The sequence below is a fragment of the Blautia sp. An46 genome (assembly GCF_002161645.1).
Classification (GTDB): domain Bacteria; phylum Bacillota; class Clostridia; order Lachnospirales; family Lachnospiraceae; genus Blautia; species Blautia ornithocaccae.
The window spans coordinates 157,629-184,608 of the sequence record NZ_NFIF01000002.1 but is presented as its reverse complement, the minus strand read 5'-3'; the positions used below and the strand labels follow the sequence as shown (position 1 = coordinate 184,608).

20 protein-coding genes and 2 tRNA genes are annotated in these 26,980 nt (G+C 45.6%); 20 read left to right on the top strand and 2 right to left on the bottom strand.

The annotated features are described in order from the left end of the window. Window positions 1–18 precede the first annotated feature (18 nt). The 10 genes from B5G00_RS02780 (at window position 19) to B5G00_RS02735 (ending at window position 10,411) form a co-directional block, all read left to right on the top strand. On the top strand, window positions 19–1,386 hold the full coding sequence (locus B5G00_RS02780) for a sodium-dependent transporter (RefSeq protein ID WP_087268137.1): 1,368 nt from the start codon (window positions 19–21) through the stop codon (window positions 1,384–1,386). A 225-nt stretch (window positions 1,387–1,611) separates the two neighbouring features. Then, complete coding sequence (gene pyrH, locus B5G00_RS02775) at window positions 1,612–2,307, top strand: UMP kinase (RefSeq protein ID WP_087268133.1); 696 nt, start codon at window positions 1,612–1,614, stop codon at window positions 2,305–2,307. A gap of 57 nt (window positions 2,308–2,364) precedes the next feature. After that, the gene (gene frr, locus B5G00_RS02770) at window positions 2,365–2,922 is read left to right on the top strand and encodes a ribosome recycling factor (RefSeq protein WP_087268129.1); all 558 of its coding nucleotides are present in this window, start codon (window positions 2,365–2,367) and stop codon (window positions 2,920–2,922) included. Window positions 2,923–2,990: 68 nt separating this feature from the next. Beyond that, window positions 2,991–3,698 carry an isoprenyl transferase gene (locus B5G00_RS02765; protein WP_087268125.1) on the top strand — a complete coding sequence of 236 codons (708 nt, stop codon included), beginning with the start codon at window positions 2,991–2,993 and terminating at the stop codon, window positions 3,696–3,698. 1 nt (window position 3,699) lies between these two features. Continuing rightward, window positions 3,700–4,512 carry a phosphatidate cytidylyltransferase gene (locus B5G00_RS02760; RefSeq protein WP_087268122.1) on the top strand — a complete coding sequence of 271 codons (813 nt, stop codon included), beginning with the start codon at window positions 3,700–3,702 and terminating at the stop codon, window positions 4,510–4,512. Between the two features lie 13 nt (window positions 4,513–4,525). Continuing rightward, window positions 4,526–5,668: a 1-deoxy-D-xylulose-5-phosphate reductoisomerase gene (locus tag B5G00_RS02755; RefSeq protein WP_087268119.1), complete on the top strand. Its 1,143-nt coding sequence runs from the start codon at window positions 4,526–4,528 to the stop codon at window positions 5,666–5,668. A gap of 1 nt (window position 5,669) precedes the next feature. Next, window positions 5,670–6,950: an RIP metalloprotease RseP gene (gene rseP, locus B5G00_RS02750; protein ID WP_087268116.1), complete on the top strand. Its 1,281-nt coding sequence runs from the start codon at window positions 5,670–5,672 to the stop codon at window positions 6,948–6,950. A 244-nt stretch (window positions 6,951–7,194) separates the two neighbouring features. After that, window positions 7,195–9,381, top strand: a complete 2,187-nt coding sequence (locus B5G00_RS02745; RefSeq protein WP_087268113.1) for a PTS transporter subunit IIABC — start codon at window positions 7,195–7,197, stop codon at window positions 9,379–9,381. A 62-nt stretch (window positions 9,382–9,443) separates the two neighbouring features. After that, entirely contained in the window at window positions 9,444–10,268 is an 825-nt protein-coding gene (locus B5G00_RS02740) for a PRD domain-containing protein (RefSeq protein ID WP_087268112.1), read from the top strand. 72 nt (window positions 10,269–10,340) lie between these two features. Beyond that, window positions 10,341–10,411 (top strand) — tRNA-Gly (locus B5G00_RS02735). Between the two features lie 88 nt (window positions 10,412–10,499). Here B5G00_RS02735 and B5G00_RS02730 read toward each other — a convergent pair. Continuing rightward, window positions 10,500–11,390, bottom strand: coding sequence for a LysR family transcriptional regulator (locus B5G00_RS02730; RefSeq protein ID WP_087268109.1), 891 nt, complete (start codon window positions 11,388–11,390; stop codon window positions 10,500–10,502). A gap of 163 nt (window positions 11,391–11,553) precedes the next feature. On the opposite strand from B5G00_RS02730, the gene B5G00_RS02725 reads away from it, so the two are divergent. Continuing rightward, a complete protein-coding gene (locus tag B5G00_RS02725; protein ID WP_087268106.1) occupies window positions 11,554–13,299 on the top strand; it encodes an ABC transporter ATP-binding protein in 1,746 nt (581 codons plus the stop codon). After that, the gene (locus B5G00_RS02720; protein WP_087268103.1) at window positions 13,296–15,029 is read left to right on the top strand and encodes an ABC transporter ATP-binding protein; all 1,734 of its coding nucleotides are present in this window, start codon (window positions 13,296–13,298) and stop codon (window positions 15,027–15,029) included. The genes B5G00_RS02725 and B5G00_RS02720 overlap by 4 nt, the downstream gene beginning before the upstream one ends. An 85-nt stretch (window positions 15,030–15,114) precedes the next feature. On the opposite strand, the gene B5G00_RS02715 is transcribed toward B5G00_RS02720, so the two are convergent. Next, window positions 15,115–16,383 (bottom strand): peptidoglycan-binding protein, encoded by a 1,269-nt coding sequence (locus B5G00_RS02715; RefSeq protein ID WP_087268100.1) that lies wholly within the window; start codon window positions 16,381–16,383, stop codon window positions 15,115–15,117. Window positions 16,384–16,554: 171 nt separating this feature from the next. Between B5G00_RS02715 and glpK the strand changes: the two genes are divergently transcribed. The 8 genes from glpK (at window position 16,555) to rpoD (ending at window position 26,980) form a co-directional block, all read left to right on the top strand. Further along, a complete protein-coding gene (gene glpK, locus B5G00_RS02710; RefSeq protein ID WP_087268097.1) occupies window positions 16,555–18,057 on the top strand; it encodes a glycerol kinase GlpK in 1,503 nt (500 codons plus the stop codon). Window position 18,058: 1 nt separating this feature from the next. Continuing rightward, window positions 18,059–20,734, top strand: a complete 2,676-nt coding sequence (locus B5G00_RS02705) for an alpha-L-rhamnosidase (RefSeq protein WP_162613471.1) — start codon at window positions 18,059–18,061, stop codon at window positions 20,732–20,734. 25 nt (window positions 20,735–20,759) lie between these two features. After that, the gene (locus tag B5G00_RS02700) at window positions 20,760–21,629 is read left to right on the top strand and encodes an amidohydrolase family protein (protein WP_087268513.1); all 870 of its coding nucleotides are present in this window, start codon (window positions 20,760–20,762) and stop codon (window positions 21,627–21,629) included. Between the two features lie 97 nt (window positions 21,630–21,726). Then, a tRNA-Leu gene (locus B5G00_RS02695) sits at window positions 21,727–21,810 on the top strand. A gap of 232 nt (window positions 21,811–22,042) precedes the next feature. After that, window positions 22,043–22,879 (top strand): deoxyribonuclease IV, encoded by an 837-nt coding sequence (locus tag B5G00_RS02690; RefSeq protein ID WP_087268091.1) that lies wholly within the window; start codon window positions 22,043–22,045, stop codon window positions 22,877–22,879. Window positions 22,880–22,996: 117 nt separating this feature from the next. Beyond that, window positions 22,997–24,013: a deoxyguanosinetriphosphate triphosphohydrolase gene (locus B5G00_RS02685; protein WP_087268511.1), complete on the top strand. Its 1,017-nt coding sequence runs from the start codon at window positions 22,997–22,999 to the stop codon at window positions 24,011–24,013. 18 nt (window positions 24,014–24,031) lie between these two features. Beyond that, complete coding sequence (dnaG, locus tag B5G00_RS02680) at window positions 24,032–25,816, top strand: DNA primase (protein WP_087268088.1); 1,785 nt, start codon at window positions 24,032–24,034, stop codon at window positions 25,814–25,816. A gap of 39 nt (window positions 25,817–25,855) precedes the next feature. Beyond that, window positions 25,856–26,980, top strand: coding sequence for an RNA polymerase sigma factor RpoD (gene rpoD, locus B5G00_RS02675; RefSeq protein WP_087268085.1), 1,125 nt, complete (start codon window positions 25,856–25,858; stop codon window positions 26,978–26,980).

Genomic DNA, 26,980 nt, shown 5'->3' with positions numbered 1-26,980 from the left:
AAGAAGAGGTAAAGAAAAATGGAAAGAGAAAGATTTTCTTCCCGCATTGGTTTTATCCTGATTTCCGCAGGATGTGCCATTGGTCTGGGAAATGTCTGGCGTTTCCCTTACATCACAGGTAAGTATGGCGGTGCGGCTTTTGTGCTGATCTACCTGTTTTTTCTGATTGTAATGGGCCTTCCTATTATGGTCATGGAATTTTCAGTGGGACGTGCCAGTCAGAAAAGTATTGCCCTGTCTTTTAATGTTCTGGAAAAGAAGGGAACAAAGTGGCATCTCTACCGTTACGTGGGAATCGCAGGAAATTATCTGCTGATGATGTTCTATACGACTATCGGCGGATGGATGCTGGTTTATTTCTTTAAGATGCTGAAGGGAGACTTTGTAGGGCTGGATGCAGAGGGAGTCAGCCAGACTTTCACGAATCTTACTACAGACCTGCCGACTATGCTGATCTGGATGCTGATCATCGTGGTCCTGGGATTTCTTGTGTGCTCTATGGGCCTTCAGAGCGGTGTGGAGAGGATTAATAAGTCTATGATGGTGGTCCTTTTTCTCCTGATGGTGGTGCTGGCTGTGAATTCCAGTCTTCTGCCTGGAGCTTCTGAAGGACTGAAGTTCTATCTTCTTCCTGACTTTGGAAAGTTGACAGATTACCCCATATCAGAGGTTATATTTGCAGCTATGGGCCAGGCCTTTTTTACATTGAGCTGCGGTATCGGCGCCCTGGCTATTTTCGGAAGTTATATTGGCAAGGAGAGAAAGCTTACAGGAGAAGCCATAAATATCCTGATACTGGATACTTGTGTTGCTCTGATCGCAGGACTGATTATTTTCCCTGCATGCTCTGCCTATGGGATTGATCCGGGAGAGGGACCGGGCCTGGTTTTTGTCACCCTTCCAAATGTATTTAATCATATGACAGGGGGCAGGATCTGGGGCTCCATGTTCTTCCTGTTTATGACATTTGCGGCGCTGACTACGATTATTGCTGTATTTCAGAATATTATTTCCTGTGCCACAGATCTCTGGGGCTGGAGTCTTAAGAAAGCTACGATCATCAATGGAATTGCCATTGCAGTGCTTTCTCTGCCCTGCATCTTTGGCTTTACTATCTGGAGCGACTTTACCATACTGGGCAAGAACATACTGGATTTCGAAGACTTCCTGGTAAGCAATAATATCCTGCCTTTAGGCTCACTGGTTTATCTGCTGTTCTGCGTTACCAAATGTGGATGGGGATGGGATAACTTTATCAAAGAGGCCAATACAGGAAAGGGCATCAGTTTTCCAAAAAAACTGAAGGTTTATTTTAAATTTATCCTGCCTATCATTATCCTGTATATCTTCTTCCAGGGATACTGGAGTCTTTTACAGACTTTGTGACAGGGTAAGGAAAATCTAAGGATTATCTTACATAAGAAAAGCGGAGACTGCCTTATAAAACTTTACTTTGGTTTTATGAGGCAGCCTCTTTTTTACAGAACATTTGAATTTCAGAAAATTTTCTTGAAATTATATACTTTTCCCGGTATACTAAAGAAAAGCGTCAGAAATTGCATTTGTGTGTGATGCAGCAGGACACTAAAGTAAGATAAAGGAGCTTGAAAAATGAAGAGAATATTGCTGAAATTAAGCGGAGAAGCTCTGGCAGGACCGAAAAAAACGGGCTTTGACGAGGATACAGTGATGGAAGTGGCAAAGCAGGTGAAGGTCCTGGTGGACGAAGGTATCCAGGTAGGGATCGTCATCGGAGGCGGAAATTTCTGGAGAGGACGGACCAGTGAGAATATTGACCGTACCAAGGCAGATCAGATCGGAATGCTTGCTACAGTCATGAATTGTATCTACGTTTCAGAAATCTTTCGTGCCGCAGGTATGAAGACCAGTGTGCTTACACCTTTTGAATGTGGTTCTTTTACAAAGCTTTTTTCAAAAGACAGGGCAAATAAATATTTTGAGCGGAATATGGTGGTGTTCATGGCCGGAGGAACCGGACATCCCTATTTCTCCACAGATACGGCAACTGTTCTTCGGGCTATTGAGATAGAGGCGGATACAATTTTCCTGGCAAAAGCTGTGGACGGCGTATATGACAGCGATCCGAAGCTGAATCCTGAGGCAAAGAAATATGATGAGATCAGTATTCAGGAAGTCATTGACAAGAAGCTGGCGGTTATGGATATGACGGCATCCATTATGTGTATGGAAAATAAAATGCCTATGCTGGTGTTTGGCCTTAACGAGGAAAACAGCATTGTAAATACTGCCCATGGCAGCTTCACCGGTACAAAGGTGCTGGTATAGCAGTTCTTTGGAGGGGAAGGTTCTGGAAAGAGTAATAAAGATCAGGAGGAAATGATTATGGCAACAGATGAGAGAATACAGAAATATGAAGACAAAATGCAGAAAACTCTGGATGGACTTGTAAAGGAGTTTTCAACCATCCGTGCAGGAAGAGCAAATCCGCATATTTTAGATAAAATTACCGTAGACTATTATGGAAGTCCTACACCTCTTCAGCAGGTAGCCAATATTATGGTGCCGGAGGCAAGGATGATTCAGATACAGCCATGGGAATCTTCCCTTATCAAGGAAATTCAGAAAGCCATTCTGGCATCTGACCTGGGACTGAATCCGAACAATGACGGAAAAGTAATCCGTTTAGTCCTGCCGGAACTTACAGAGGAGCGCAGGAAAGAGCTGGTAAAAGATGTGAAGAAAAAAGGAGAGGCTGCAAAAGTAGCTGTCCGCAACGTTCGGAGAGATGCTAATGATACCTTTAAAAAACTGGCAAAACAGGACGTATCGGAAGATGAGATCAAGGAGCTGGAAGGAAAAATCCAGAAGTCTACAGACAAATATGTAAAAGAAATTGATAAAGCAGTGGAAGAAAAATCCAAAGAGATCATGACTGTATAAAAAACAGTAGAAGGGGCACATACAAAGAATGGGTATTGTGCCTCTTTTATGCGTAGGAGGAGAAAATTATGGTGGTTCCCAGACATGTGGCTATTATTTTGGACGGAAACGGACGCTGGGCTAAGGCGAAAGGAATGCCTCGAAGCTATGGCCATATTAAAGGATGTGATAACCTGGAAAAGGTCTGTACCGTAGCAAAGGAACTCGGAATTAAATATCTTACAGTATATGCATTTTCTACAGAGAACTGGAAGCGTTCAAAAGAGGAAGTAGACGGGCTGATGAAGCTGTTCCGGAATTATATGAAAAAGTGCATTAAGATTTCCAGGGACAATAAAATGCGGGTGCGGGTTATCGGAGACCCAAGAGCCTTCGACCAGGATCTTCAGGATAAGATTCGGGAATTGGAGGAATATTCCAGTCAGTTTGATGAGCTGTATTTCCAGATTGCTCTCAATTATGGAAGCAGGGATGAGATTACAAGAGCCGTCCGGCATATGGCAGAGGACGTAAAAGAAGGGAAGCTGGCTCCTGAGGCTATTACCGAGGATACGGTTTCAGGGTATCTTGATACCAGAGGCCTGCCGGACCCGGATCTGCTCATCCGCACCAGCGGGGAGGAGCGTTTGTCTAACTTCCTTATGTGGCAGCTGGCCTACACAGAATTTTACTTTACGGATGTTGCGTGGCCGGATTTCGACAGAGGGGAATTTGTGAAAGCCATAGAGAAATACAATAAGAGAGACCGCAGATTTGGCGGTGTAAAGGAGGACTGACATGTTCTGGACAAGGCTTTTTAGCGGTATTATCCTGGTGATCATAGCTGCCGCTTCTATAGCGGCAGGGGATGTGGTGCTTTTTACTGTACTGCTGGCGGTTTCCATCATCGGGATGAGTGAACTTTACCGGGTTATGGGAGTTCATCAAAAGGGATTCGGCCCTCTGGAAATCGCAGGATATGCGGGAGCCGTAGGATATTATCTTACTCTGTTATGGCGTCAGGGAGAAGAGGTTTCTCTTGTAATCCTGCTTTTTGCCCTGGTGCTGATCATGTGTGTCTATGTGTTTACTTATCCCAAGTACCAGGCAGAGCAGATCATGGCTGCTACGTTTGGAATTATATATGTGGCAGTAATGCTGTCCTACATCTACAAGACCAGAAACCTGGAAGGAGGCGTATGGCTGGTAGTTCTGATTTTTTTAAGCTCCTGGGGCAGCGATACCTGTGCCTATTGCGTGGGAAGACTCATAGGCAGACACAAGATGGCTCCTGTGTTAAGTCCTAAAAAATCTGTAGAAGGAGCTGTGGGAGGCGTGGCAGGCGCTGCCCTCTTAGGGGCAGTGTATGCTTTGATCATTGCCGGTGTAAATCCAGCCCAGGGACATACGCCTTGGATGTATGCCCTAATCTGTGCTATAGGGGCGCTGATCTCTATGGTAGGGGATTTGGCTGCTTCCGCTATTAAACGCAACAAAGATATTAAAGATTACGGAACACTGATCCCCGGTCACGGCGGAATCCTGGATCGGTTTGACAGTGTGATTTTTACCGCGCCATTTATTTATTTTCTGGCGAAGGTACTGATTTAAAGGGGATAAAATTATGACAAAGATCGCAGTATTGGGTTCTACTGGCTCTATTGGAACCCAGACTCTGGATATTGTAAGTAAAAATGAAGATCTGCAGGTGGCAGGACTTGCCGCAGGAAAGAATATTGAACTTCTGGAGCAGCAGATCAGGACCTTTAAACCCAGGCTTGCTGCAGTAGGAGATCCGGCTCTTGCAAAGGAGCTGGCAGTCCAGGTAAAAGATACGGACTGCAGGGTAGTCGGCGGTATGGAAGGACTGATCGAACTGGCAGTTATGGAAGAGACCGACATTTTGGTGACAGCTATTGTGGGAATGATCGGCATCCGTCCGACTATAGAAGCAATCTGTGCCAGGAAGGATATTGCTCTGGCAAACAAGGAGACATTGGTTACTGCAGGACATATCATCATGCCTCTGGCAGAGAAAAAAGGGGTAAAAATTTATCCTGTGGACAGTGAACACAGTGCCATTTACCAGTGCCTTCATGGAGAAAAATCAGAGAGTATCCAGAAGCTCCTGATCACAGCCTCAGGAGGACCTTTCCGGGGAAAGAAACGGGATGAGCTGGAAAATGTCCGGGTGGAAGATGCTCTGAAACATCCTAACTGGGCTATGGGACATAAGATTACCATTGATTCCGCAACTCTGGTAAATAAAGGTCTGGAGGTGATGGAGGCAAAGTGGCTCTTTGGCGTGGATCTGGATCAGATTCAGGTGGTGGTCCAGCCTCAGAGTGTGATCCATTCCATGGTAGAATTTACAGATGGCAGCGTTATGGCCCAGCTTGGCACGCCGGATATGCGTCTGCCGATTCAGTATGCTCTGTACCGGGGAGAGAGAAGATTCCTGGACGATGAGAGGCTGGACTTTACAAAATTGGGCTCCATTACTTTTGAAGCTCCTGACACAGAGACCTTTAAAGGACTGCCTCTTGCCATAAAAGCTTCAAAAGAAGGGGGCTCTATGCCCACTGTGTTTAATGCAGCCAACGAAAAAGCTGTGGCACTGTTTCTTGAACGAAAAATCGCTTTTCTGGATATTTACAGGATTATTGAGGAAGCTATGGAGAGACATAAAGTGGTTGCGGATCCGGGGATAGAAGAAATCCTGAATATTGAGCAGGAAATTTACAGGTGGATCGAAGGCAGGTGGTAAATTGAGGATTCTTATTGCGATTTTAGTATTTTCTGTAATTGTGATTTTCCATGAGCTGGGACATTTTCTACTGGCTAAGAGAAACGGTATTACAGTTACAGAATTTTCTCTGGGTATGGGGCCAAGACTCCTTTCTACGGTAAAGGGGGAGACCCGATACTCTCTGAAGCTCTTTCCTATTGGAGGCTCCTGCATGATGGTAGGAGAGGATGACGATGACAACAGCCAGGGGTCTTTTAACCGGGCCTCTGTCTGGGCAAGGATTTCCGTGGTGGCTGCAGGGCCGATCTTCAACTTTATTCTGGCCTTTATCTTTGCCATGATCATTACCAGCGTCATTGGCTATGATCCATCCAGGGTCCTTCAGGTAGAGGAAGGCTCTCCGGCCCAGGAGGCAGGGCTTCAGGAAGGAGATGTGATCACAAAATTTCAGGGGAAACACATTTCCATCGGAAGAGATCTGGAATTATATTTGACCCTTCACGGACTTCAAGATGAAAATATTACCCTTACCTATGAGCGGGATGGGGAAGAACATGAGATTTCCTATACTGCAGACAGTCAGACCAGCTACCTGCTGGGATTTTATTATATGCCGGAAGGGGAGCCGGAGATTACCCAGGTAATGGTGGACGGCTCCATGATGGATGCCGGTGTTCAGGCAGGAGATATTGTCCGGGAGATTAATGGAGTAGAAATCAAAACCAGCCAGGATCTGCAGGATTATATCAGTGAGAATCCTCTGGATGGTTCGGAGATTACCCTTGGCATTGAGCGAAACGGAGAAATCCGCCAGATATCCGTGACGCCCAGGATGACGAAACAGGTGGACACCGGGTTTGTCTATAATTTATACCGGGAAAAAACCAATTTCCTGGGAGTGATCAAATACAGTGCTGTAGAAGTGCGGTACTGGATCACCAGCACCGTTGAAAGCCTTGCAATGCTGATAAAAGGCCAGTTCACTGTCAACGATCTGTCAGGCCCTGTGGGAATCATTGATGTGATCGGAGACTCTTATGAGGAGGCTAAGTCAGAGGGAACTGTAATGGTGTGGATGCAGATGCTCTACTGGGCAATCCTCCTCTCAGCCAATTTAGGTGTGATGAACCTTCTGCCTATTCCGGCACTGGACGGAGGAAGACTTGTTTTTCTCATCATCGAAGCCATACGGAAGAAACGGATCAATCCCAATGTGGAAGGAATGGTGCATTTCGCAGGCTTTGTCCTCTTGATGCTTTTGATGGTTTTCGTTATGTTCAACGATATTCGCAGAATCTAAAAATTTTGTAAAATTTTCACAGAAATTTATTGTGAAATCTGTAGGAAATGTGAATTGACGAATCAAAGAATGCCCCTTTATAATGTCCCTATAATAAAAGAGCGGATATTATAGGATAGTGTGTAACTGAAAAGGCATGAACTATCTGTTTTTGAGTATACAAAATACTCAGACAGAAAAGTTTATGCCTTCTTTTTTTACCCATTCTTTCCAGTATTAGTATCCGGAATGAAAGGAGAATGAAATGAAGGACAAGATTTTTGGCGTATTGCAGAGAGTGGGCAGGAGTTTTATGCTTCCTATCGCCATTCTGCCAGTGGCTGGGCTTTTGCTGGGAATCGGAAGCTCTCTGACTAACGCAACCACCATTGAAACCTATGGACTGGAAGGGATTTTAGGGGATGGAACCCTTCTGAATGCCTTGCTGACTATTATGAGCCAGGCAGGAAATGTAATTTTTGACAATCTACCCCTGATTTTTGCAGTAGGCGTTGCCATTGGAATGGCAAAAAAAGAAAAAGAAGTAGCGGCCCTGGCCTCTATGATTTCTTTTTTTGTCATGCATACTACCATTTCCGCTGTGCTTCAGGTACAGGGGCAGATTCTGGAAGACGGTTCTATTGCATCTTCCGTACTGCCTGGAACCATTGCAGAGGTCTGCGGTATTCCTACTTTGCAGATGGGTGTTTTCGGAGGCATTATCGTAGGCCTGGGAGTGGCGGCTCTCCATAACCGCTTTTACAAGATCCAGCTGCCCAATGCCCTTTCCTTTTTTGGTGGTTCCAGATTTGTGCCCATTATTTCTACGGTAGTTTATCTCTTTGTGGGTATTGCTATGTATTTTGTATGGCCGGTGGTGCAGAATGGGATCTACGCCCTGGGAGGACTGGTTACAGGAACCGGCTATCTGGGAACGCTGATCTTCGGTATTATTAAGAGAGCTTTGATTCCATTTGGACTCCATCACGTATTTTATCTTCCTTTCTGGCAGACAGCCGTGGGAGGAACTATGGAAGTGGCAGGACAGCTGGTACAGGGAGGACAGAATATTTTCTTTGCTCAGCTGGCAGATCCAAGTACTGTACATTTTAGTGCAGATGCTACCAGATACTTCTCCGGAGAGTTTATTTTCATGATCTTCGGTCTTCCGGGAGCGGCACTTGCCATGTACCGCTGTGCGAAACCAGAGAAGAAAAAACAGGCGGGAGGTCTTCTTCTCTCTGCGGCTCTGACCTGTATGCTTACAGGAATCACTGAGCCTCTGGAGTTTTCTTTCCTTTTTGTGGCGCCGATCCTCTTTGTAGTCCAGGTAATATTGGCCGGTGCAGCTTATATGATCGCACACATTTTAAATATTGCCGTGGGACTTACCTTTTCCGGCGGCTTTATCGATCTGTTTATCTTCGGAATCCTCCAGGGAAATGAGAAGACCGACTGGATGCGGATCATACCGGTGGGAATTATTTACTTTATTTTGTACTTTGTGATTTTCTCTTTCCTGATCAAAAAACTGGATCTGAAAACTCCGGGAAGAGAGGATACAGAGGAGACAAAATTATACACAAAAGCAGACTATAAGGCCAGACAGGAGGGAGGCAGCCAGAGTTCCGGACAGGCTCTGAGCCTGGAAGATGAAAAGAGTATGCTGATCACCAGAGGGTTAGGCGGCAAGAAAAATATTTCCGATGTGGATTGCTGCGCTACAAGACTGAGGTGTACAGTTGTTGATCCGGAGAAAGTAAATGAGTCCATTTTGAAGCAGACAGGACCATCCGGCATTATTAAAAAAGGCCAGGGAATCCAGATCATCTATGGACCCTCTGTGTCCGTGATCAAGTCCAATCTGGAAGAATATTTGGCAGGAGCCCCTGAGGAAGAAGCATTTTATGAAGAGGCAGCTTCCACAGAGCCAGTATCACAACCTGTGGAAAAGGAAGAAGGTCAAGAGAAAGAGTTCCCTAAGAAATCAGGAGCTGTAAGAAAGCTCTGTTCACCTTTTAATGGGAGAGCTGCATCTATTACAGAGACTCCCGATGAAGCTTTCGCAGAAAAAATGATGGGAGACGGCTATGTGGTATTTCCAAGTGAAGGCGTGGTCTATGCTCCGGAAGATTGTGAGATAAGCTTTGTCTTTCCGTCTAAACACGCACTAGGCCTGCGAACCGAAGATGGTCTGGAATATCTGCTCCATATCGGTGTGGATACAGTAAAATTAGAAGGAAAAGGTTTTGAAGTCTTTGTTCAGGAAAATGACAAAGTGAAAAAAGGTGACAAACTCATGGAGTTTGATATAGAATATATAAAAGAGCATGCAAAATCCGAAGCCTGCATAGGAGTCTTCACCAGCCTGGAAGAGGGACAGGAGATTGTGATGAAGGCAGAGGGAGAAATAAGAGCTTTGGATGAAATCGCAGAGATCACAGGTTTTTAAGCCTAAGCTGCCGTAGCCTGGTTCTGGATATAGAGTATGGAAAAGAAAGGGAGCTGCATGGAATGTTTCGGATCATAAAAGTACTGAATAATAACAGCATTCTCGTACTGAGCAATGAGACAAAAAGAGAATATATACTTATGGGCAGCGGCATTGGCTTCGGAAAAATGCCCGGCCAGCAGATAGAATCTGTTAAGGGAGCAAAAGTCTATTCTCTGGTGACCAGAAAGAAAAAACAGTCTGCCTTGAAAGCGGTGAACGCTATTGAGCCGGTATTTCTGGAGATTTCCGGACAGATTATTGACCTGGCGGAAGAAGAGTTTTCTCAGGTGAACCGGGATATTCTTCTGGCTATGGCAGACCATATTGCCCTGGCAGCTAAACGTGCCAGGGAAAACATGCAGTTTCCCAATCCTTTTACCAAAGATATCCAAATGCTTTTCTCCAAAGAATTCCAGGTAGCACTGAAGGGACGGGAGATTATTCAGTCAAAAGCAGGGGTGACAATCTCTGAGGATGAAGTGGGACTGATTGCCCTTCACATCCATGCAGGGCTGTCAGACGAAATGGTTTCGGAAACTCTGGAGACTACCAGGATCATAGATAAATGTATTTCGATTATTGAGGAGCATTTTCACATGGATGTTCCAAAAGATTCTCTGGCCTATGCGCGTATGATGAGCCATCTGTATTATATGGCTGCCAGAGCCAGAAAAAATGAGCCTTTGAAGATTGATATGAACGATTATATCTACGAGAAATATCCCCGCACGGGAAAGGCTGCGGAGCTGGTATGTGCCTATATGGGAAAAGAGATGAAGAAAGAAATCCAGAAAGAGGAGATTGGATTTCTGGCGATACATATACAGAGGATTCTGGGAGAATAAGACCTGTAATAGAATTCTGAGTTTTTAAAATTATTCTTGAATTTCATAATAAAAGTGATATACTAAAAACATGCAGATATAGTTCATTGGTAGAACGTCAGCTTCCCAAGCTGAAGAGGCGGGTTCGATTCCCGTTATCTGCTTGTTTTTATGTGCAAAATTAAGAATGACAACAATCAGCAAAGCAATGCCTATGATTAATTTTAATTATGAGAGCATGTCCCTAGTTTTCTAAGTAACTATACTATTCAATATCATATCCCAAAAACGCCTGGCCGAATCCGGAAGCAAAGCCTTTTTGCGGCAGACCAAGGCAATCTGAGAGTATAGTGTTTTTTCTTTTAAAGTTTTGACTGCTATTTTCGGTTCAGATGGAGAAGAAAAGAATTCTGGTATTCCAGAGGCTGGGAGAAGTCCAACTCCCATTCCCATGTAGGCCAAAGCCAGAGTCGTCTGAGCATCGTCATTGCAGCAGATGATCCGGGGAGATATCCCTTCAGCTTCAAAGCGCATTTTCAGCATTTTTTCCCAGCGGCGGTAAAAAATAAATGGAACATTTTCCAATTCCCTTAGAGTAAGAGACTCTTTTTCAGGGTCAGGAAAGAAAGAGGGGATTCCCACAGCCAGAAATGGCTCTTTTTTTATGTATAGAATATTCAGTTCAGATTTTGGAAAAGGTGTTCTGACCAGAGCCAGGTCCAGCTGACCGTTTTGAAGCTGGTCCAGAAGCTGATAGGTATTAGCACTGTATATTTCATACCGGATATTGGGATACTTTTCCCAGAAGCTTTGTACCCATTGAGGAAAAAGCTGATCTTTTACAGAGGAAATTACTCCGATGCGCAGGGTGCCTGCCGCGCCTTCCTGGAAATCGGCCATTTCTGTTACAGCAGCATCGCACATACCCAGTATCCGAAGAGCCCGCTCGTAGAAATGGTGGCCAGCTTCGGTAAGATGGAGGCGTTTTCCTTCCCGGGTGAAAAGGGGACATCTCAGCTCTTCTTCCAAAAGCTTCAGCTGAGCGGTAAGCGGGGGCTGAGTCATATTTAAACGTTTGGCGGCACCGGTGAGAGTGCCTTCTTCTACAATAGCGGTAAAGTACCGAAGCTGACGGATATCCATAAAAACCTCCTGTATACTGATATCTAAATTCCCCAAATATTAAAAGTATAGAAATTCTGATATTATATGTTTTTTATATAATAATACCATAAAATTAATATTTTTCAAATAAGGATAGAAGAGATATACTGGTACAGAAAGAGAGAAAGGAGGTTGTGTGAAAATGAAATATTTGAAGGTCTATTTAAAAGATTATAAGAGAGACAGTATTCTGGCCCCGTTGTTTAAAATGCTGGAAGCTATGTTCGATCTGCTGGTTCCTGTAGTAGTGGCGCATATTATCAATGTAGGTATTGTCAATCAGGACCGGGGTGACATTTTAATGTGCTGCGGCATCCTGGTACTCATGGCTATAGTGGGATTATGCTGCAGCTTTACAGCTCAGTATTTTGCAGCCAGAGCGGCCATTGGAAGTGCTACGGGACTGAGACACATGCTGTTCGCTCATATTCAGAAACTGGGATTTTCTGAGATGGACACCATAGGGTCCAGCACTCTGATCACCAGAATGACCAGTGATATCAACCAGGTGCAGAACGGACTAAATCTGTTCCTGCGGCTTTTTCTGCGAAGCCCCTTTATTGTCTTTGGAGCAATGGTCATGGCCTTTACCATTAATGTGAGGCTGGCCCTTATTTTTGTGGTGACCATTCCGGTTCTTTCCGTGATCATTTTTGGACTGATGGGTCTCACTTCACCCCTATACAAAAAAGTACAGGGAAAGCTGGATGTGATCACTGGAAATGCCAGGGAAAACCTGTCCGGCGTCCGGGTGATCCGGGCTTTTGGCCGGGAAAAAGAGGAATCAGAAAAGTTTTCCCAGGCTAACCACGAGCTGGTAAAAGAGCAGCTTTTTGTGGGAAGGATTTCTGCATTGATGAATCCTCTGACCTATTCTGTCGTAAATATAGGGATTATTGCCATTCTCTGGGCCGGTTCCCGCTCTGTAGAAAGCGGCGTGCTGATGAGCGGAGATATTGTGGCTCTGGTAAACTATATGAGCCAGATTTTGGTGGAGCTGGTGAAGCTGGCAAATCTGATCGTTACCATAAGCCGGGCTATGGCCAGCCTGGGCCGTGTGGAACAGGTCCTTGATACGAAAACTGTCATGGAGTTTCCGGAGAGTACAAAAAGAGGGGAAACTATCAGTCCAAATAAAACAGAGGAAGCAGTGTCCTTTGCCCATGTCAGCCTTTCTTATGCTCAGGCAGGGGAGGAAAGTCTCAGCGATATCAGCTTTTCTGTAAAGAGAGGTGAGACTATTGGTATTATCGGAGGAACGGGCAGCGGAAAATCCAGTCTGGTTCATCTGATCCCAAGGTTTTACGATGCTACTTCCGGTCAGATATTCCTTCTGGGCCGACCTATTCAGAAATGGGACAGGGAGGAGCTCCGGAAGAAAGTGGGAATCGTTATGCAGAAAGTACAGGTGTTTTCCGGAACTATCCGGTCCAACCTTCTTATGGGAAATGAAGGTGCCTCGGAAGAAGAGATGTGGCAGGCTTTGAGAATCGCACAGGCAGAAGAATTTGTCAGGAAAAAAAGTGACGGTTTGGACGAGACTGTGGAACAAGGGGGGAGAAATCTCTCAGGAGGACAGCGGCAGCGGCTGACCATTGCCAGAGCCCTTGTAAGAAGACCGGAAATCCTGATCTTGGATGACAGCTCCAGCGCACTGGACTATGCCACAGATGCAGCTCTTCGGAAAGACCTGAAGAGTCTGCCTTCAGATGTTACGGTCTTTTTGGTTTCTCAGCGTACATCCAGCATCCGCCATGCAGATCATATCCTGGTACTGGAAGATGGCAAAGCAGCAGGCTGGGGGACCCATGAAGAACTTTTGGAATCCTGCGAAATCTACAGAGAAATCTATGAAAGCCAGTATGGGAAAGGGGGAAGGGCGGTATGAAACAGAAAAAAACATTTGTCCGAGTACTACGCCGTATCCGGCCCTACAGTTTTTTCGTAATCCTCAGTATTCTCTGTGGGGCGGTCAGCGTAGCTGCCCAGCTTCTGGTGCCGATTTTCTGCGGTGATGCGATTGACTACATGCTGGGAATCGGAAGAGTAGATTTTGAAGCTATTGAAAGACTGATCCTTTCTATCATAGGGGTAACTGCCCTTTCTGCTGTCGCCCAGTGGGTTCTGGCCGCCTGCAACAACCGGGTGACGTTTTGCGTGTCCAGAGATTTGAGAAATGAGGCAGTAGAGAAAATACAAAAACTTCCTCTGTCTTATCTGGACGCTCATCCTTCCGGAGATCTGGTCAGCAGGATCATTGCCGATGTAGATACCTTTGCTGATGGTCTTTTAATGGGATTTACCCAGTTCTTTACCGGAATCCTGACGATCCTGGGAAGCCTGGGGATTATGCTTTTTTTGAATCCCGGGATTACGGCTATAGTTGTGCTTTTAACGCCTTTAAGCCTTTTTGTGGCAGGTTTTATTGCAAAGAAAACCTATAAATATTTTGGAATACAGGCAAAAGTCCGGGGAGAGCAGACAGCACTGATCAATGAAATGGTGGAAGGGCAAAAGGTGGTTCAGGCTTTCGGATATGAAGACAAGAGTCTGGAGGAATTTGACCATGTCAATGAACGGCTTCGGGAAGTCAGTGTGAAAGCTGTATTTTTTTCCAGCCTTACAAATCCCAGTACAAGACTGGTAAATAACATTGTTTATGCAGGCGTGGGCCTTGCCAGTGCTATGATCGCTATATCCGGCGGAATTACAGTTGGTGAGCTCAGTATATTTTTAAGCTATGCCAGCCAGTATGCTAAGCCCTTTAATGAAATTTCGGGAGTAGTTGCCGAGATGCAGAATGCTCTGGCCTGCGCGGCCCGTATTTTTGAATTAACAGATGTGCCCGATGAAGTGCCGGACAGAGAAGGAGCGGCAGAATTCCAGAGTAAGGGACAGCTCAGCCTTTCTCATGTGTTTTTCAGCTATGACCCGGACAAGCCTCTGATCGAAGATTTAAACCTGGAGGTAAAGCAGGGACAGAGGATTGCCATTGTGGGACCTACAGGCTGCGGCAAAACCACCCTTATCAATCTTCTTATGCGATTTTATGACGTTCAGGAGGGAAGCATAAAAATCGATGGGAGAGATATCCGGGATATGACACGCCATTCCCTGCGTCAGAATTTCGGTATGGTCCTTCAGGACACCTGGCTGAAAGCGGGAACTATCCGGGAGAATATTGCATATGGAAAACCAGAGGCATCCATGGAAGAAGTGGTAGAGGCTGCCAGGGCTGCTCATGCTCACAGCTTTATACGAAGATTGCCTGAGGGGTATGATACGGTCATCAATGAAAACGGGGGAAATCTCAGTCAGGGACAGAAGCAGCTTCTGTGCATTGCCAGAGTCATGCTCTGTCTGCCGCCTATGCTGATCCTGGACGAAGCCACCAGTAATATTGACACCAGGACAGAAATACGTATACAGGAAGCCTTTGCCAGGATGATGAAAGGACGTACCAGTTTTCTGGTAGCCCACCGCCTTTCTACAATACGGGAAGCAGATGTGATCCTTGTGATGAAAGATGGACATATATTAGAAAAAGGTACTCACGAGTCCCTTATGGCTGAACATGGATTCTATGAAAAGCTTTATAACAGCCAGTTTGGAGGATGAGAAAAAGAGAAGGCCTTTCGGGAAGTATGAGGGGATACTTTCCCGGAGGCCTTCCTTTTTTGTTATGCAGAATGGAGACAGTATTTCAGACCAGCTCTGCAATCCTGGAGACACCCACAAAAATTTCCTGAATCTCATACCAGGTGGGATAATCTACTACACCAGTGGCAGGAAGATTAAAGACTCTCTGAAACTCCCGTACCGCATTTTGTGTAGCCTCTCCGTAAATGCCATCGGCTGCTATGGCAGGCAGAGCAGGATAAGAACCGGCAATGGTGTTGAGCTGTTCCTGAATCTGCCGGACTTTATTGCCGGAAGAACCAATGTCCAGAGGAGCCCCCGGCCAGGAAGCCGGAATCCCGGAAATTTCTTCGGCAGTGTTGATATACATGTTGTCTCCGTAAAAATCCCGAAGGATTTCAATGGCAGTATAGCCCTGGTCTCCAAGATATTTGGAACCCCACTGAGTCATCCACCCAGGGCATTGGACTCTCTGACCGTCACAGTACTGGGTAAGAATAGGCTGTCGAACCCCAGGCCGTGAGAGGTAGTTGTCAAAAAGCTCGTCAACAACTTCAGAAATACTTTCAAAAAGATTTCGCCCATACATCCATTTGTGATCAAAGGCAGTAGAAGAGGTAATGGTAAAATCATAACCTTTATTTCTGTACCATTCAGTATAGACACGATTCAAAGTAAAAGACATAATGGCCAGTACATTTGCCCGGATGGTATCTTTTGGCCAGGTGGCATAGATTTCGCTGCATGCCACATTTTTGATGTAATCTCTGTAACGTACGAAATAATTTTGTGCGGAGGTATTGTCCGGAGTACCGTCATGAACCACCACAGTTTCCGGAATTACTACCCGGCTGAGAACGATCTCGCCGGAAGTGTCCATAGGTTTTATTTCATCTTCTGGAATTTTTTCTGGATAATTGCCAAAAAGTGTATGGGCAGGAATTACAATATCCTGGAAATTTTCCCCGGGAGCGGCAGGCCGGAGAAAGGCCTGCTGGGTAGCAGTGGAATCAGGGAGGATTTCTGCACCGGAAATTTCCAGGTCTTCATATCCTTCTTTGGAAATGCGGAAAGTATACTCTGCATAAGGCTGATACTCAGAGGGGGCCATGCTGTATTCCAGAGGGGGAGCGGGCAGAATCAGCTCTGGAATCTGTCCGCTGGAATCTGTATTTACCTCCTCGATCACAGAGTCAGGATCTCCACTGTAAGAAATGGAGACCGAGGCATCATCTATGGGCTGGTTCCTGTCTGCTGTAAGTACGGAAAGCCGGAGCTTGCCCTGATCTGTGCGCTCAACTGTCTGAGCTGCTTTCAGTGAGAAAACATTCATAAGAAACCTCGGAAAATGTCATTGATTTATTATATGAGGCAGAAAAGAATTTGTGCCTTTTATGAGAGGCAAATTATTAAGAGGATTTCCCTGAAAGTGTTGAAAAAAAGTAGAAACAGCGATAAAATATCAGTAAATTCAGAAAATCGTAAATACACAGGAGGATATTACATGGCAAAATATGTAATGGCATTGGATGCAGGGACTACCAGTAACAGATGTATTCTGTTCAATAAAAAAGGGGAAATCATAAGCTTTGCTCAGAAAGAATTTACCCAGTATTTTCCAAAACCAGGCTGGGTAGAACATGACGCCAATGAGATATGGTCTAATCAGCTTGGGGTGGCTGTAGAGGCTATGCAGAAAGCAGGCGCAGAGGCAGCGGATATTGTAGCTATAGGAATTACAAATCAAAGAGAAACTGCAATTGTATGGGATAAAAATACAGGAGAGCCTATCTATCACGCCATTGTATGGCAGTGCAGGAGGACTTCTGAATACTGTGATTCTCTTAAGGAGAAGGGGCTTACAGAAGAATATCGGAAAAAAACTGGTCTGATCATTGACGCCTATTTCTCAGGAACAAAAGTAAAATGGATTTTGGACCATGTAGACGGGGCCAGAGAAAGGGCCAGAAAAGGAGAACTCCTTTTTGGAACTGTAGAGACCTGGCTGATCTGGAAGATGACTAAGGGAGAAGCGCATGTTACAGATTATTCCAATGCTTCCAGGACCATGCTTTTTAATATTAATACTCTGGATTGGGATGATGATATCCTGAAAGAGCTGGATATCCCCAGAGAGATGCTGCCTCAGGTGAAGCCTTCCAGCTGCATATACGGCACAGCGGACAGCAGCTTTTTGGGCGGTCCCATTCCTATTGGCGGAGCAGCAGGAGACCAGCAGTCCGCTCTTTTTGGACAGACTTGTTTCGAAAAAGGAGACGCAAAGAATACTTATGGTACAGGCTGCTTCCTTCTGATGAATACAGGCGAGAGGCCGGTATTTTCTGAAAACGGGCTGGTTACTACCATTGCCTGGGGATTGGACGGGAAGATTACCTATGCACTGGAAGGCTCTGTTTTCGTGGCAGGAGCTGTGATCCAGTGGCTCAGAGATGAGCTGCGGCTCATTGACTCTGCAGAAGACTCTGAGTATATGGCCAGGAAGGTAAAAGATACCCACGGCTGTTATGTAGTGCCGGCATTTACCGGACTGGGAGCGCCTTATTGGGATCAGTATGCCAGAGGAACTATTGTAGGACTGACCAGAGGAGTAAATAAATGTCACATTATCCGGGCTACCCTGGAGTCTCTGGCTTATCAGGTCCACGATGTTATCGAGGCTATGAGAGCAGATTCCGGCATTGAACTGAATTCTCTGAAAGTAGACGGTGGGGCCAGCGCCAATAACTTCATCATGCAGGCTCAGGCAGATATGATCCAGGTTCCTGTAAAGCGTCCGGTATGTGTAGAGACTACAGCTATGGGGGCCGCTTACCTGGCAGGCCTGGCAGTTGGTTACTGGAACAGTCCCAAGGAGATTATCAGCAACTGGGAGATTGACCGTGCGTTTATGCCGGAGATTTCTGTGGAAGAACGGGATAAAAAGGCAAAGGGATGGAAAAAAGCAGTAAAATGCGCCTTCGGATGGGCAAAAGAAGAGGATGATTGATATGAAGATCAGAAATATGAGAGTAAACCATCTGAAAAATCCCTTGGGATATGAGTGTGAATATCCGGTCTTTTCCTGGATTGTACAAAATGCAAAAGGAAAGCGGCAGGAAAAGGCCAGAATGGAAATCGCCATGGATCGGGAAATGAAAAAGGTGGTTTACGACAGCGGCTGGAAACGGGAGATCAACAGCCGGGGTTTCTGCCCAAATGTGCAGATCAGCCCCAGGACCAGATATTACTGGCGGATAAAAGTTCTCACAGACAGAAGAGAAAAGCTCACCAGTCCGGTGTCCTGGTTCGAGACGGGAAAGATGGAGGAGCTGTGGCAGGGGCAGTGGATCAGTGCGGATTTTAACAAAAAGAATCCGGATATCCATCCTCTTTTTCAGAAAAAGTTTCAGGTACCGGAAGATCTGGCGGAAGCCAGAATTTACATCTGCGGACTGGGTCTTTTTGAGGCCTGGGTAAATGGTGAAAAAGTGTCAGAGGAATATCTTGCTCCTTTTTATACAGACTATCACAACTGGATACAATATGTGACCTATGATATTACCCCTTTGCTGAAAAAAGGCGGGGAAAACGCTTTAGGCGTGGCCCTGGGAAACGGCTGGTATAAAGGCAGATTCAGCTATGAAAAAGACATGAGCAGTCTTTACGGAAAAAATTTCCAGCTTCTGGCAGAGATACGTCTGGAAACAGAAAAAGGAAAAGAAATCGTGGTATCTACAGATGAGACCTGGGAATGTGCCCCTTCTCCTGTAAAGGAAAGCGGAATTTATGATGGAGAAGTTTATGACGCCAGATTAGAGACAGATCATTTTGGTACGGTTTCCTGCACCCTGCCCTGTCAGGCTGTAAAGGGTCCTGGAATCCAGGTTCCTTTGAAGGACAGGCTCAGTCCTCCGCTCCTGATTACAGAGAGGATTCAGGAGCCCAGGAAGATTTTGACTCCGGCAGGAGAGACAGTACTGGATTTTGGCCAGGAGATTACCGGGTGGGTGGAATTTCTCTGTCAGGAAGAGGAGGGCAGAGAAGTAAAACTCCAGTACGGAGAAGTCCTTCAGGACGGCTGCTTCTACAGGGAGAATCTTCGCACTGCAAAAGCAGAGATGACCTATATTTCCTCCGGAGAAAAGAGATGGGTGCGGTCTCATTTTACTTTTTATGGTTTTCGATATGTGAAAGTAACAGGAATGACGGAAGTAGAACCACGGAATTTCGCAGCCTGTGTGATTCATTCCGCTATTGAAAGAACAGGGAATATCCAGACTTCCTCTGAAAAAGTGAACCGGCTTTTTGAAAATACTGTCTGGGGCCAGAGGGGGAATTTCCTGGATGTACCTACAGATTGTCCACAGAGAGACGAGCGGCTGGGATGGACAGGAGATGCCCAGGCTTTCTGTGCTACGGCTTCTTTCCACATGGAAACGCCGGCTTTCTATAGAAAGTATCTTTATGATATGAAACTGGATCAGAAAGCTTATAAGGGTGGGGTTCCCCATGTTGTGCCTGACGTGCTGGGACAGGTGCAAAGGATCAAGAATAACGGCGAGAATCCAGAAATCCAGGATGGAGAATGGACTACATATGGTTCCTGTGCCTGGGGAGACGCGGCCTGTATCATCCCCTGGACTTTGTATAAGTTTTATGGAGATGAGATTCTTCTGGCAGAACAATATCCAGTTATGAGAGACTGGGTAGATTATATTCTCAGGGTTGATGAAGAACAGTGCGGAGGAAAACGGCTTTGGAGCACAGGTTTTCATTTTGCTGACTGGCTTGCCTTGGATAATCCGGACAAAACCAGCAGCTTCGGAGGAACGGACAATACTTATGTGGCAACGGCTTTTTACTATTATTCCGCTTTGTTGACGGCTAAAGCGGCCTATGTCCTGGGAATACGCCAGGATGCCAGGGACTACAGGCAGCTTGCCAGGGAGATTAAAAATGCTTTCCGCAGAGAATATTTTAGTGATAGGGGAGAACTTACTGTAAGAACCCAGACTGCCATGGTACTGGCCCTTTATTTTGGACTGGCCCCAAAGAACAGCAGAAAAAAGATTGCCGGAGAGTTAAAAAAGAACATCCGGGACCATGGCATGCACCTTACTACAGGTTTTGTGGGCACCTGTTATCTGTGCCTTGTACTTTCCGAGTGTGGAATGGACCAGGAGGCATACAGCCTGCTTCTTCAGGAAGAGTATCCTGGATGGCTCTATGAAGTGAATATGGGGGCTACTACAGTATGGGAAAGATGGAACTCTATTCTTCCCGATGGACATATCAGCGACACTGGGATGAACAGTCTGAACCACTATGCCTATGGAGTGATCGCAGAGTGGATGTACCGCTGTATGTGCGGTCTGAATCCGGTAGAAAAGAATCCTGGATTCCGAAGAGCAGTGATCGCACCAAAGCCAGACAGGAGACTGCGTTTTGCAAGATGTTCTTATGATTCAGCCAGCGGCCTTTATGAGTCCGGATGGGAATGGAAAAAAGAAGGCATTCTTTTCCAGATAAGAGTTCCTTTTGATGCCAAAGCCAGATTTATCCTTCCCTATTCCGGGAAAAAAGCATATCTCAACGGCAGACGGAACTCCAGTCTGGAAAGAACAGGAAAGCTCCTTCTGGAACCGGGATATTATGAAATTTTTCTTTCCGCCGGAAGGAGATAACAGAAATACAGAAGGTGACACAAAGATGTTTGGAGAAAACCATGCACATATATTTATGAATGCTCTGGACTATCGTCAGGCAGTGAAAGACCATGAAAAGGCTCCTGATGAAAAACTGATCAGAGAGCATCTAAAAGCCTATCAGGAAAAAAATGTGTCTTTTGTGAGAGACGGCGGAGATTATCTCCGCGTCTCTCAAAGAGCCAGAGAAATCGCCCCAGAGTATGGGATTGATTACAGAACTCCTGTTTTTGCAATCCATAAGAAAGGGCATTATGGGGGAATCGTAGGCAGGGCTTTCGAAACCATGAAAGAATATACGGCTCTGGTCAGAGAGGTTAAGAGAGAGGTTGGTGATTTCATTAAGATCATGACCACTGGTATCATGGACTTTGATACAGATGGTTCTATAACAGGCACCGCTCTTTCTTTTGAGGAAGTCAGAGAAATGGTCCATATTGCCCACGAAGAGGGATTCTCGGTCATGTCCCATACTAATGGGGCAAAGGCCGTAAAAGAAGCGGCCATGGCAGGCGTAGACAGCATTGAACATGGCAATTATGCAGACGAAGAGGCTGTGAAGATCATGGCAGAGCAGGGAACAATCTGGGTCCCCACGATCACTGTAGTGAAAAATCTCATTGGAAAAGGTCGTTTTTCCGACCAGGTTCTTTTACAGATCTGGGAAAAGGGAAAGACGAATATAAGAAAAGGTTATGAGGCAGGGGTGGAACTTGCCCTGGGCAGTGATGCAGGAGCCTATCTGGTTCCCCATGGGCAGGGAATCTTGGATGAGTGGGCCTGTTTCAAGGAAATCCTGGGAGACAAAGAGGATTTAAAGGAACGTCTTTTAAGGGGAGAAAACCTTATTCAGGGAAAATTCCGGAAAGTTTAAAAAATTAAAAAAATTTTTTTGAAAAAAGTATTGACGAATCCAAAAATCTCTGCTATACTTTCACTTGTCGCTGAGGAGTGCTGAAAACGACAGACAAGCGGGAGTGCTGGAATTGGCAGACAGGCAAGACTAAGGATCTTGTGGGTGTATGCTCGTGTGGGTTCAAGTCCCATCTCCCGCAGTAAGAAATCCCCTTATTTTTAAGGGGATTTTTCTTATGTATAAACATAAGGTGATCAAAAAAGTAATCAACAGAGTAATCCGTTACAAATTTAAACTTAAAAATATATAGGAGGAAATCTTGTATATGTAGCTAAAGAGTTAATACAAGAGCAGAAACAATTTTGTAGTCTTGCTTTTGCATTAGCTCTTTATTTATTCACAGATATTGCCGAAACAAAGGAGGAATCAGGATGCTGACTATAGGCTGTCATTTATCCTCTGCCAAAGGATACAGAGCCATGGCAGAGGATGCAGAAAAAATACAGGCCAACACTTTTCAGTTTTTCACCAGAAACCCCAGAGGAGGAAAGGCTAAGACAATTGATCCGGAAGATGTAAAGGCTTTTCATGCAAAAGCTTCTGAACTGGGAATCCAGAAGATACTGGCCCACGCTCCTTATACCCTGAATGCCTGTTCACCGGATGAGAAGGTCCGGGAATTTGCTTACCTTACAATGACAGATGATCTGAAGAGAATGGAATATACCCCTGGAAACTGCTATAACTTTCATCCGGGAAGCCATGTGAAACAGGGGGCCGAAAAGGGAATCCAGCTGATTGCGGATATGCTGAATCAGATTCTCTGTCCTGAGCAGAGCACTACGGTGCTTCTGGAGACCATGGCAGGAAAGGGCAGTGAAATCGGGAGAAACTTTCAAGAGATTCGGGAGATCCTGGACCGGGTAGAGCTACAGGAAAAAATGGGGGTATGCCTGGATACCTGCCATGTCTATGATGGAGGCTACGACATTGTAAATAATCTGGAAGGAGTTCTGGATGAATTCGACAAAGTAATCGGCCTTACACGGCTTAAGGCCATCCATTTAAACGACAGTATGTACGGACTGGGGAGCCATAAGGACCGTCATGCCAGAATAGGTGAAGGAAAAATCGGAAAAGAAGCTATGGTCAGGATTATCAACCATCCAGCCCTTAGAAATCTTCCTTTTTATCTGGAGACTCCAAATGACCTTAGCGGTTATGCAGCAGAAATCAACTTCCTGCGCAGTGCATGGAAAGAATCGTGAGAAAAATCAGAAATCCACATTTGTTGGAACTTTTTGAAAAGAAAAGAAGGAAATCTGCGGGAAAACGGTAATATAATTATCAGAGGATATGACTCGAGAGAGGACGGTGACCTGTGGATGAATATTCGTGAAGAAATGGAAGCCAAAGAGTTGGAATTTCTCAGCCCTTATGCTGCCTGCAGCGTGAATTCCCGGGGAAGAGACAAGGAGGAGACAGAATGTGATATTCGGACCGCTTATCAAAGAGATCGTGACCGGATACTCCACAGCAAATCTTTCCGGAGAATGAAAGATAAGACTCAGGTCTTTCTGGCGGCCCAGGGAGATCACTATCGGAACCGGCTGACACATACTCTGGAAGTTTCGCAGATTGCCAGGACGATTGCAAAGGCTCTGTATCTGAATGTGGATCTGGTAGAGGCCATTGCTCTTGGCCACGACCTTGGGCATACGCCTTTTGGGCACGCCGGTGAAAAGGTATTGGATCGGGTCTGCCCTCTGGGTTTTTCCCACGTCAGCCAAAGCCTCAGGGTAGTGGAAAGACTGGAAAAAAGTGGGAGAGGACTGAACCTGACCTGGGAGGTACGGGACGGGATCATTAACCACAGGACCAGCGGAAAGCCTCATACTCTAGAAGGACAGGTTGTTCGATACAGTGATAAGATTTCTTACATACATCATGATATGGATGATGCTCAGCGGGCAGGGATTATTTCGGAAGATAATATTCCCATTACTCTTCGGATGCTTTTGGGAGAGAATACCAAAGAACGGCTGAATACCTTTGTCCATGACATTGTGGAGCACAGCAGGGGGAAAGAAAGGATTTCCATGTCCCCGGAGATTGAAGAGGGACTTCGGGATCTTAGAAGTCTGATGTTTCAGGATGTTTATCTGAATCCTGTGGCGAAAAGCGAAGAAAAAAAGGCAGAACACGTAATTGAGGAATTATATACATATTACAGGAAATTTCCGGAAAAAATGTCAGAAGAATACCAGTGGCTCATGGAAGAGGGCGAGCCTGAAGAACGGGTGGTCTGCGACTATATTTCAGGTATGACTGACCAGTATTCCCTGGAAAAATTCAAAGATATTTTTATTCCGAAAGGATGGAGAGGACGGGTAAAGAGATAGTGGAAAAGAGGGATCAAAATGTATTATTCGGATGATGTTATTGAAGAAGTCCGCATGAAAAACGATATTGTAGATGTGATCTCCGGATATGTAAAGCTCCAGCGAAAGGGCAGCTCCTATTTTGGCCTTTGTCCTTTTCATAACGAGAAATCGCCTTCTTTTTCCGTAAGTCCGGGAAAACAGATGTATTACTGTTTTGGCTGCGGTGCAGGAGGCAATGTATTCACTTTTTTGATGGAATACGAAAATTTTACTTTTGTGGAAGCAGTTAAATATCTGGCTGACCGGGCGGGAGTCCGTCTGCCACAGGCAGAGTATTCGCCTGAGGCCAGAAGGGCGGCAGACTTGAAATCCAGACTTCTGGAAATCAATAAGAAGGCAGCCGCATTCTATTATTATCAACTGAAAAGTGAAAAGGGAATACAGGGAATGGAATACCTGAAAAGGAGAGAGCTTTCCGATGAGACTATTAAAAAGTTTGGACTGGGATGTTCTCCCCGGTATTCCGGAGCCCTGTATAAATATCTGAAAGGCCAGGGATATTCAGATGAACTGCTGAAAGAATCCGGACTTTTTAATATAGATGAACGCCGTGGGATGCAGGACCGGTTCTGGAACCGGGTCATGTTTCCCATTATGGATGTGAACAGCCGGGTTATTGGCTTTGGCGGACGGGTTATGGGTCAGGGAGAACCTAAATATCTGAACTCGCCGGAAACAAAGATTTTCGATAAAAGCCGGAACCTGTACGGACTGAATGTAGCCAGAACTTCCAGAAAGCCCTATTTGATCATCTGTGAGGGGTATATGGATGTGATTTCTATGCACCAGGCAGGTTTTACCAATGCGGTGGCTTCTCTGGGCACGGCTTTAACATCGGGACATGCCAGTTTGATGAGCCGGTACACCAAAGAAGTTCTGCTTACCTATGACAGTGACGAGGCAGGACAGAAGGCGGCTCTGAGGGGAATTCCTATTCTGAGAGCGGCAGGAATCCGTCCCAGAGTGGTAAACCTGGCTCCTTACAAAGACCCAGATGAATTTATAAAGGCAGAGGGCCGTGAGGCTTTTGAGAAACGCCTGGAAGAAGCGATGAACTATTTCCTTTTCCAGGTAAAGGTACTGGAGAAAAAATATAATCTGTCAGACCCTGAGGAAAAGACGCAGTTCTTCAGAGAAATCGCGGGTATGCTCCTGGAATTTCCAGAAGAACTGGAGCGGAACAACTACATGGAAACGATTTCCCGAATTTATCAGATCCAATTTGAGGATCTGCGGAAAATGGTAAACCATATGGCTCTGGCTCCCCAAAAGTCCTCTGATACTGTTCGGAGAGAAGGACCAAGGAAAAAGAAGGAAAATAAGGAAGATGGAGGACAGACTGCACAGAAACTCATGCTTACCTGGCTGACCTCCTATCCTAAAATGTTTGATACTATAGCGGGATACATCGGGCCGGAGGACTTTACTACCCCCCTATATCATCAAGTGGCGGAGATTGTCTTCGCCCAACATGAAGAGGGGGAGGTAAATCCTGCAAAACTGCTCAACCAGTTTTCTGACCCGGAAGAACAGAGAGAAGTAACCTCCCTGTTTCATGCCTCTCTCCACCTGGAAAGTCAGGAGGAGGCCAAACGGGCGGTGCTGGAGACTGTATGCAGACTGAAAAGAGACAGCATTGCATGGCAGAACCAGCATCTGGCCCCTACAGACCTTACAGGACTGCAGAAGATCGTGGAGGCGAGAAAAAGACTGGAGGACCTGGAAAGAGGCAGAGTGACACTGCATATTTCCTTTGATTGAGGATACCATATAATTAAGAATTGAGAGGATGGAACATTTATGGAAATGAACATGGCAAAATTCAGCGAGAAACTGGCAGAGCTTATCGAGCTGGCAAAGAAAAAGAAAAACGTACTGGAATACCAGGAAATCAATGACTTTTTCAAGGATTTTCCTCTGGATGCAGAGCATATGGACAAGGTTTTTGACTACCTGGAGGCCAATGGCGTGGATGTGCTGAGGATTCAAGACAATGATATGGATGACTTGATCATGAGTGATGAAGAAGAAATGAACCTCAGTGAAGAGGACGAGGTAGATATGGAAAATATCGACCTGTCTGTGCCGGAAGGAGTCAGCATTGAAGATCCGGTGCGTATGTATCTGAAAGAAATTGGAAAAGTTCCTCTTCTCACAGCTGAGGAAGAAATCAGCCTGGCCAAAAGAATGGAGAACGGCGATGAAAGTGCCAAAAAACGTCTGGCAGAGGCTAATCTCCGTCTGGTAGTCAGCATTGCCAAAAGATATGTGGGAAGAGGTATGCTGTTCTTAGACTTGATTCAGGAGGGAAATCTTGGACTGATCAAAGCTGTGGAAAAATTTGATTATCGGAAAGGATATAAATTCTCTACCTATGCTACCTGGTGGATCCGTCAGGCCATTACCAGAGCTATAGCAGATCAGGCCAGAACTATCCGTATCCCTGTGCATATGGTGGAAACCATCAACAAACTGATTCGGGTATCCAGACAGCTTCTTCAGGAGTTGGGAAGAGAGCCTCAGCCGGAAGAAATTGCAGAGGAAATGAATATGTCTGTGGATCGTGTCAGAGAAATCCTGAAAATTTCTCAGGAGCCAGTTTCACTGGAAACACCTATTGGTGAAGAAGAAGACAGCCATCTGGGAGATTTTATCCAGGATGATAATGTGCCGGTACCTGCAGACGCTGCTGCCTTTACTCTGCTGAAAGAACAGCTTGTAGAGGTGTTGGGAACTCTTACAGAAAGAGAACAGAAAGTTCTCCGCCTTCGTTTCGGTCTGGATGACGGAAGAGCCAGAACTTTGGAAGAAGTAGGAAAAGAATTTAATGTTACCAGAGAGCGTATCCGCCAGATTGAGGCTAAGGCCCTTAGAAAGCTCCGTCATCCCAGCCGCAGCCGGAAACTGAAAGATTATCTGGATTAA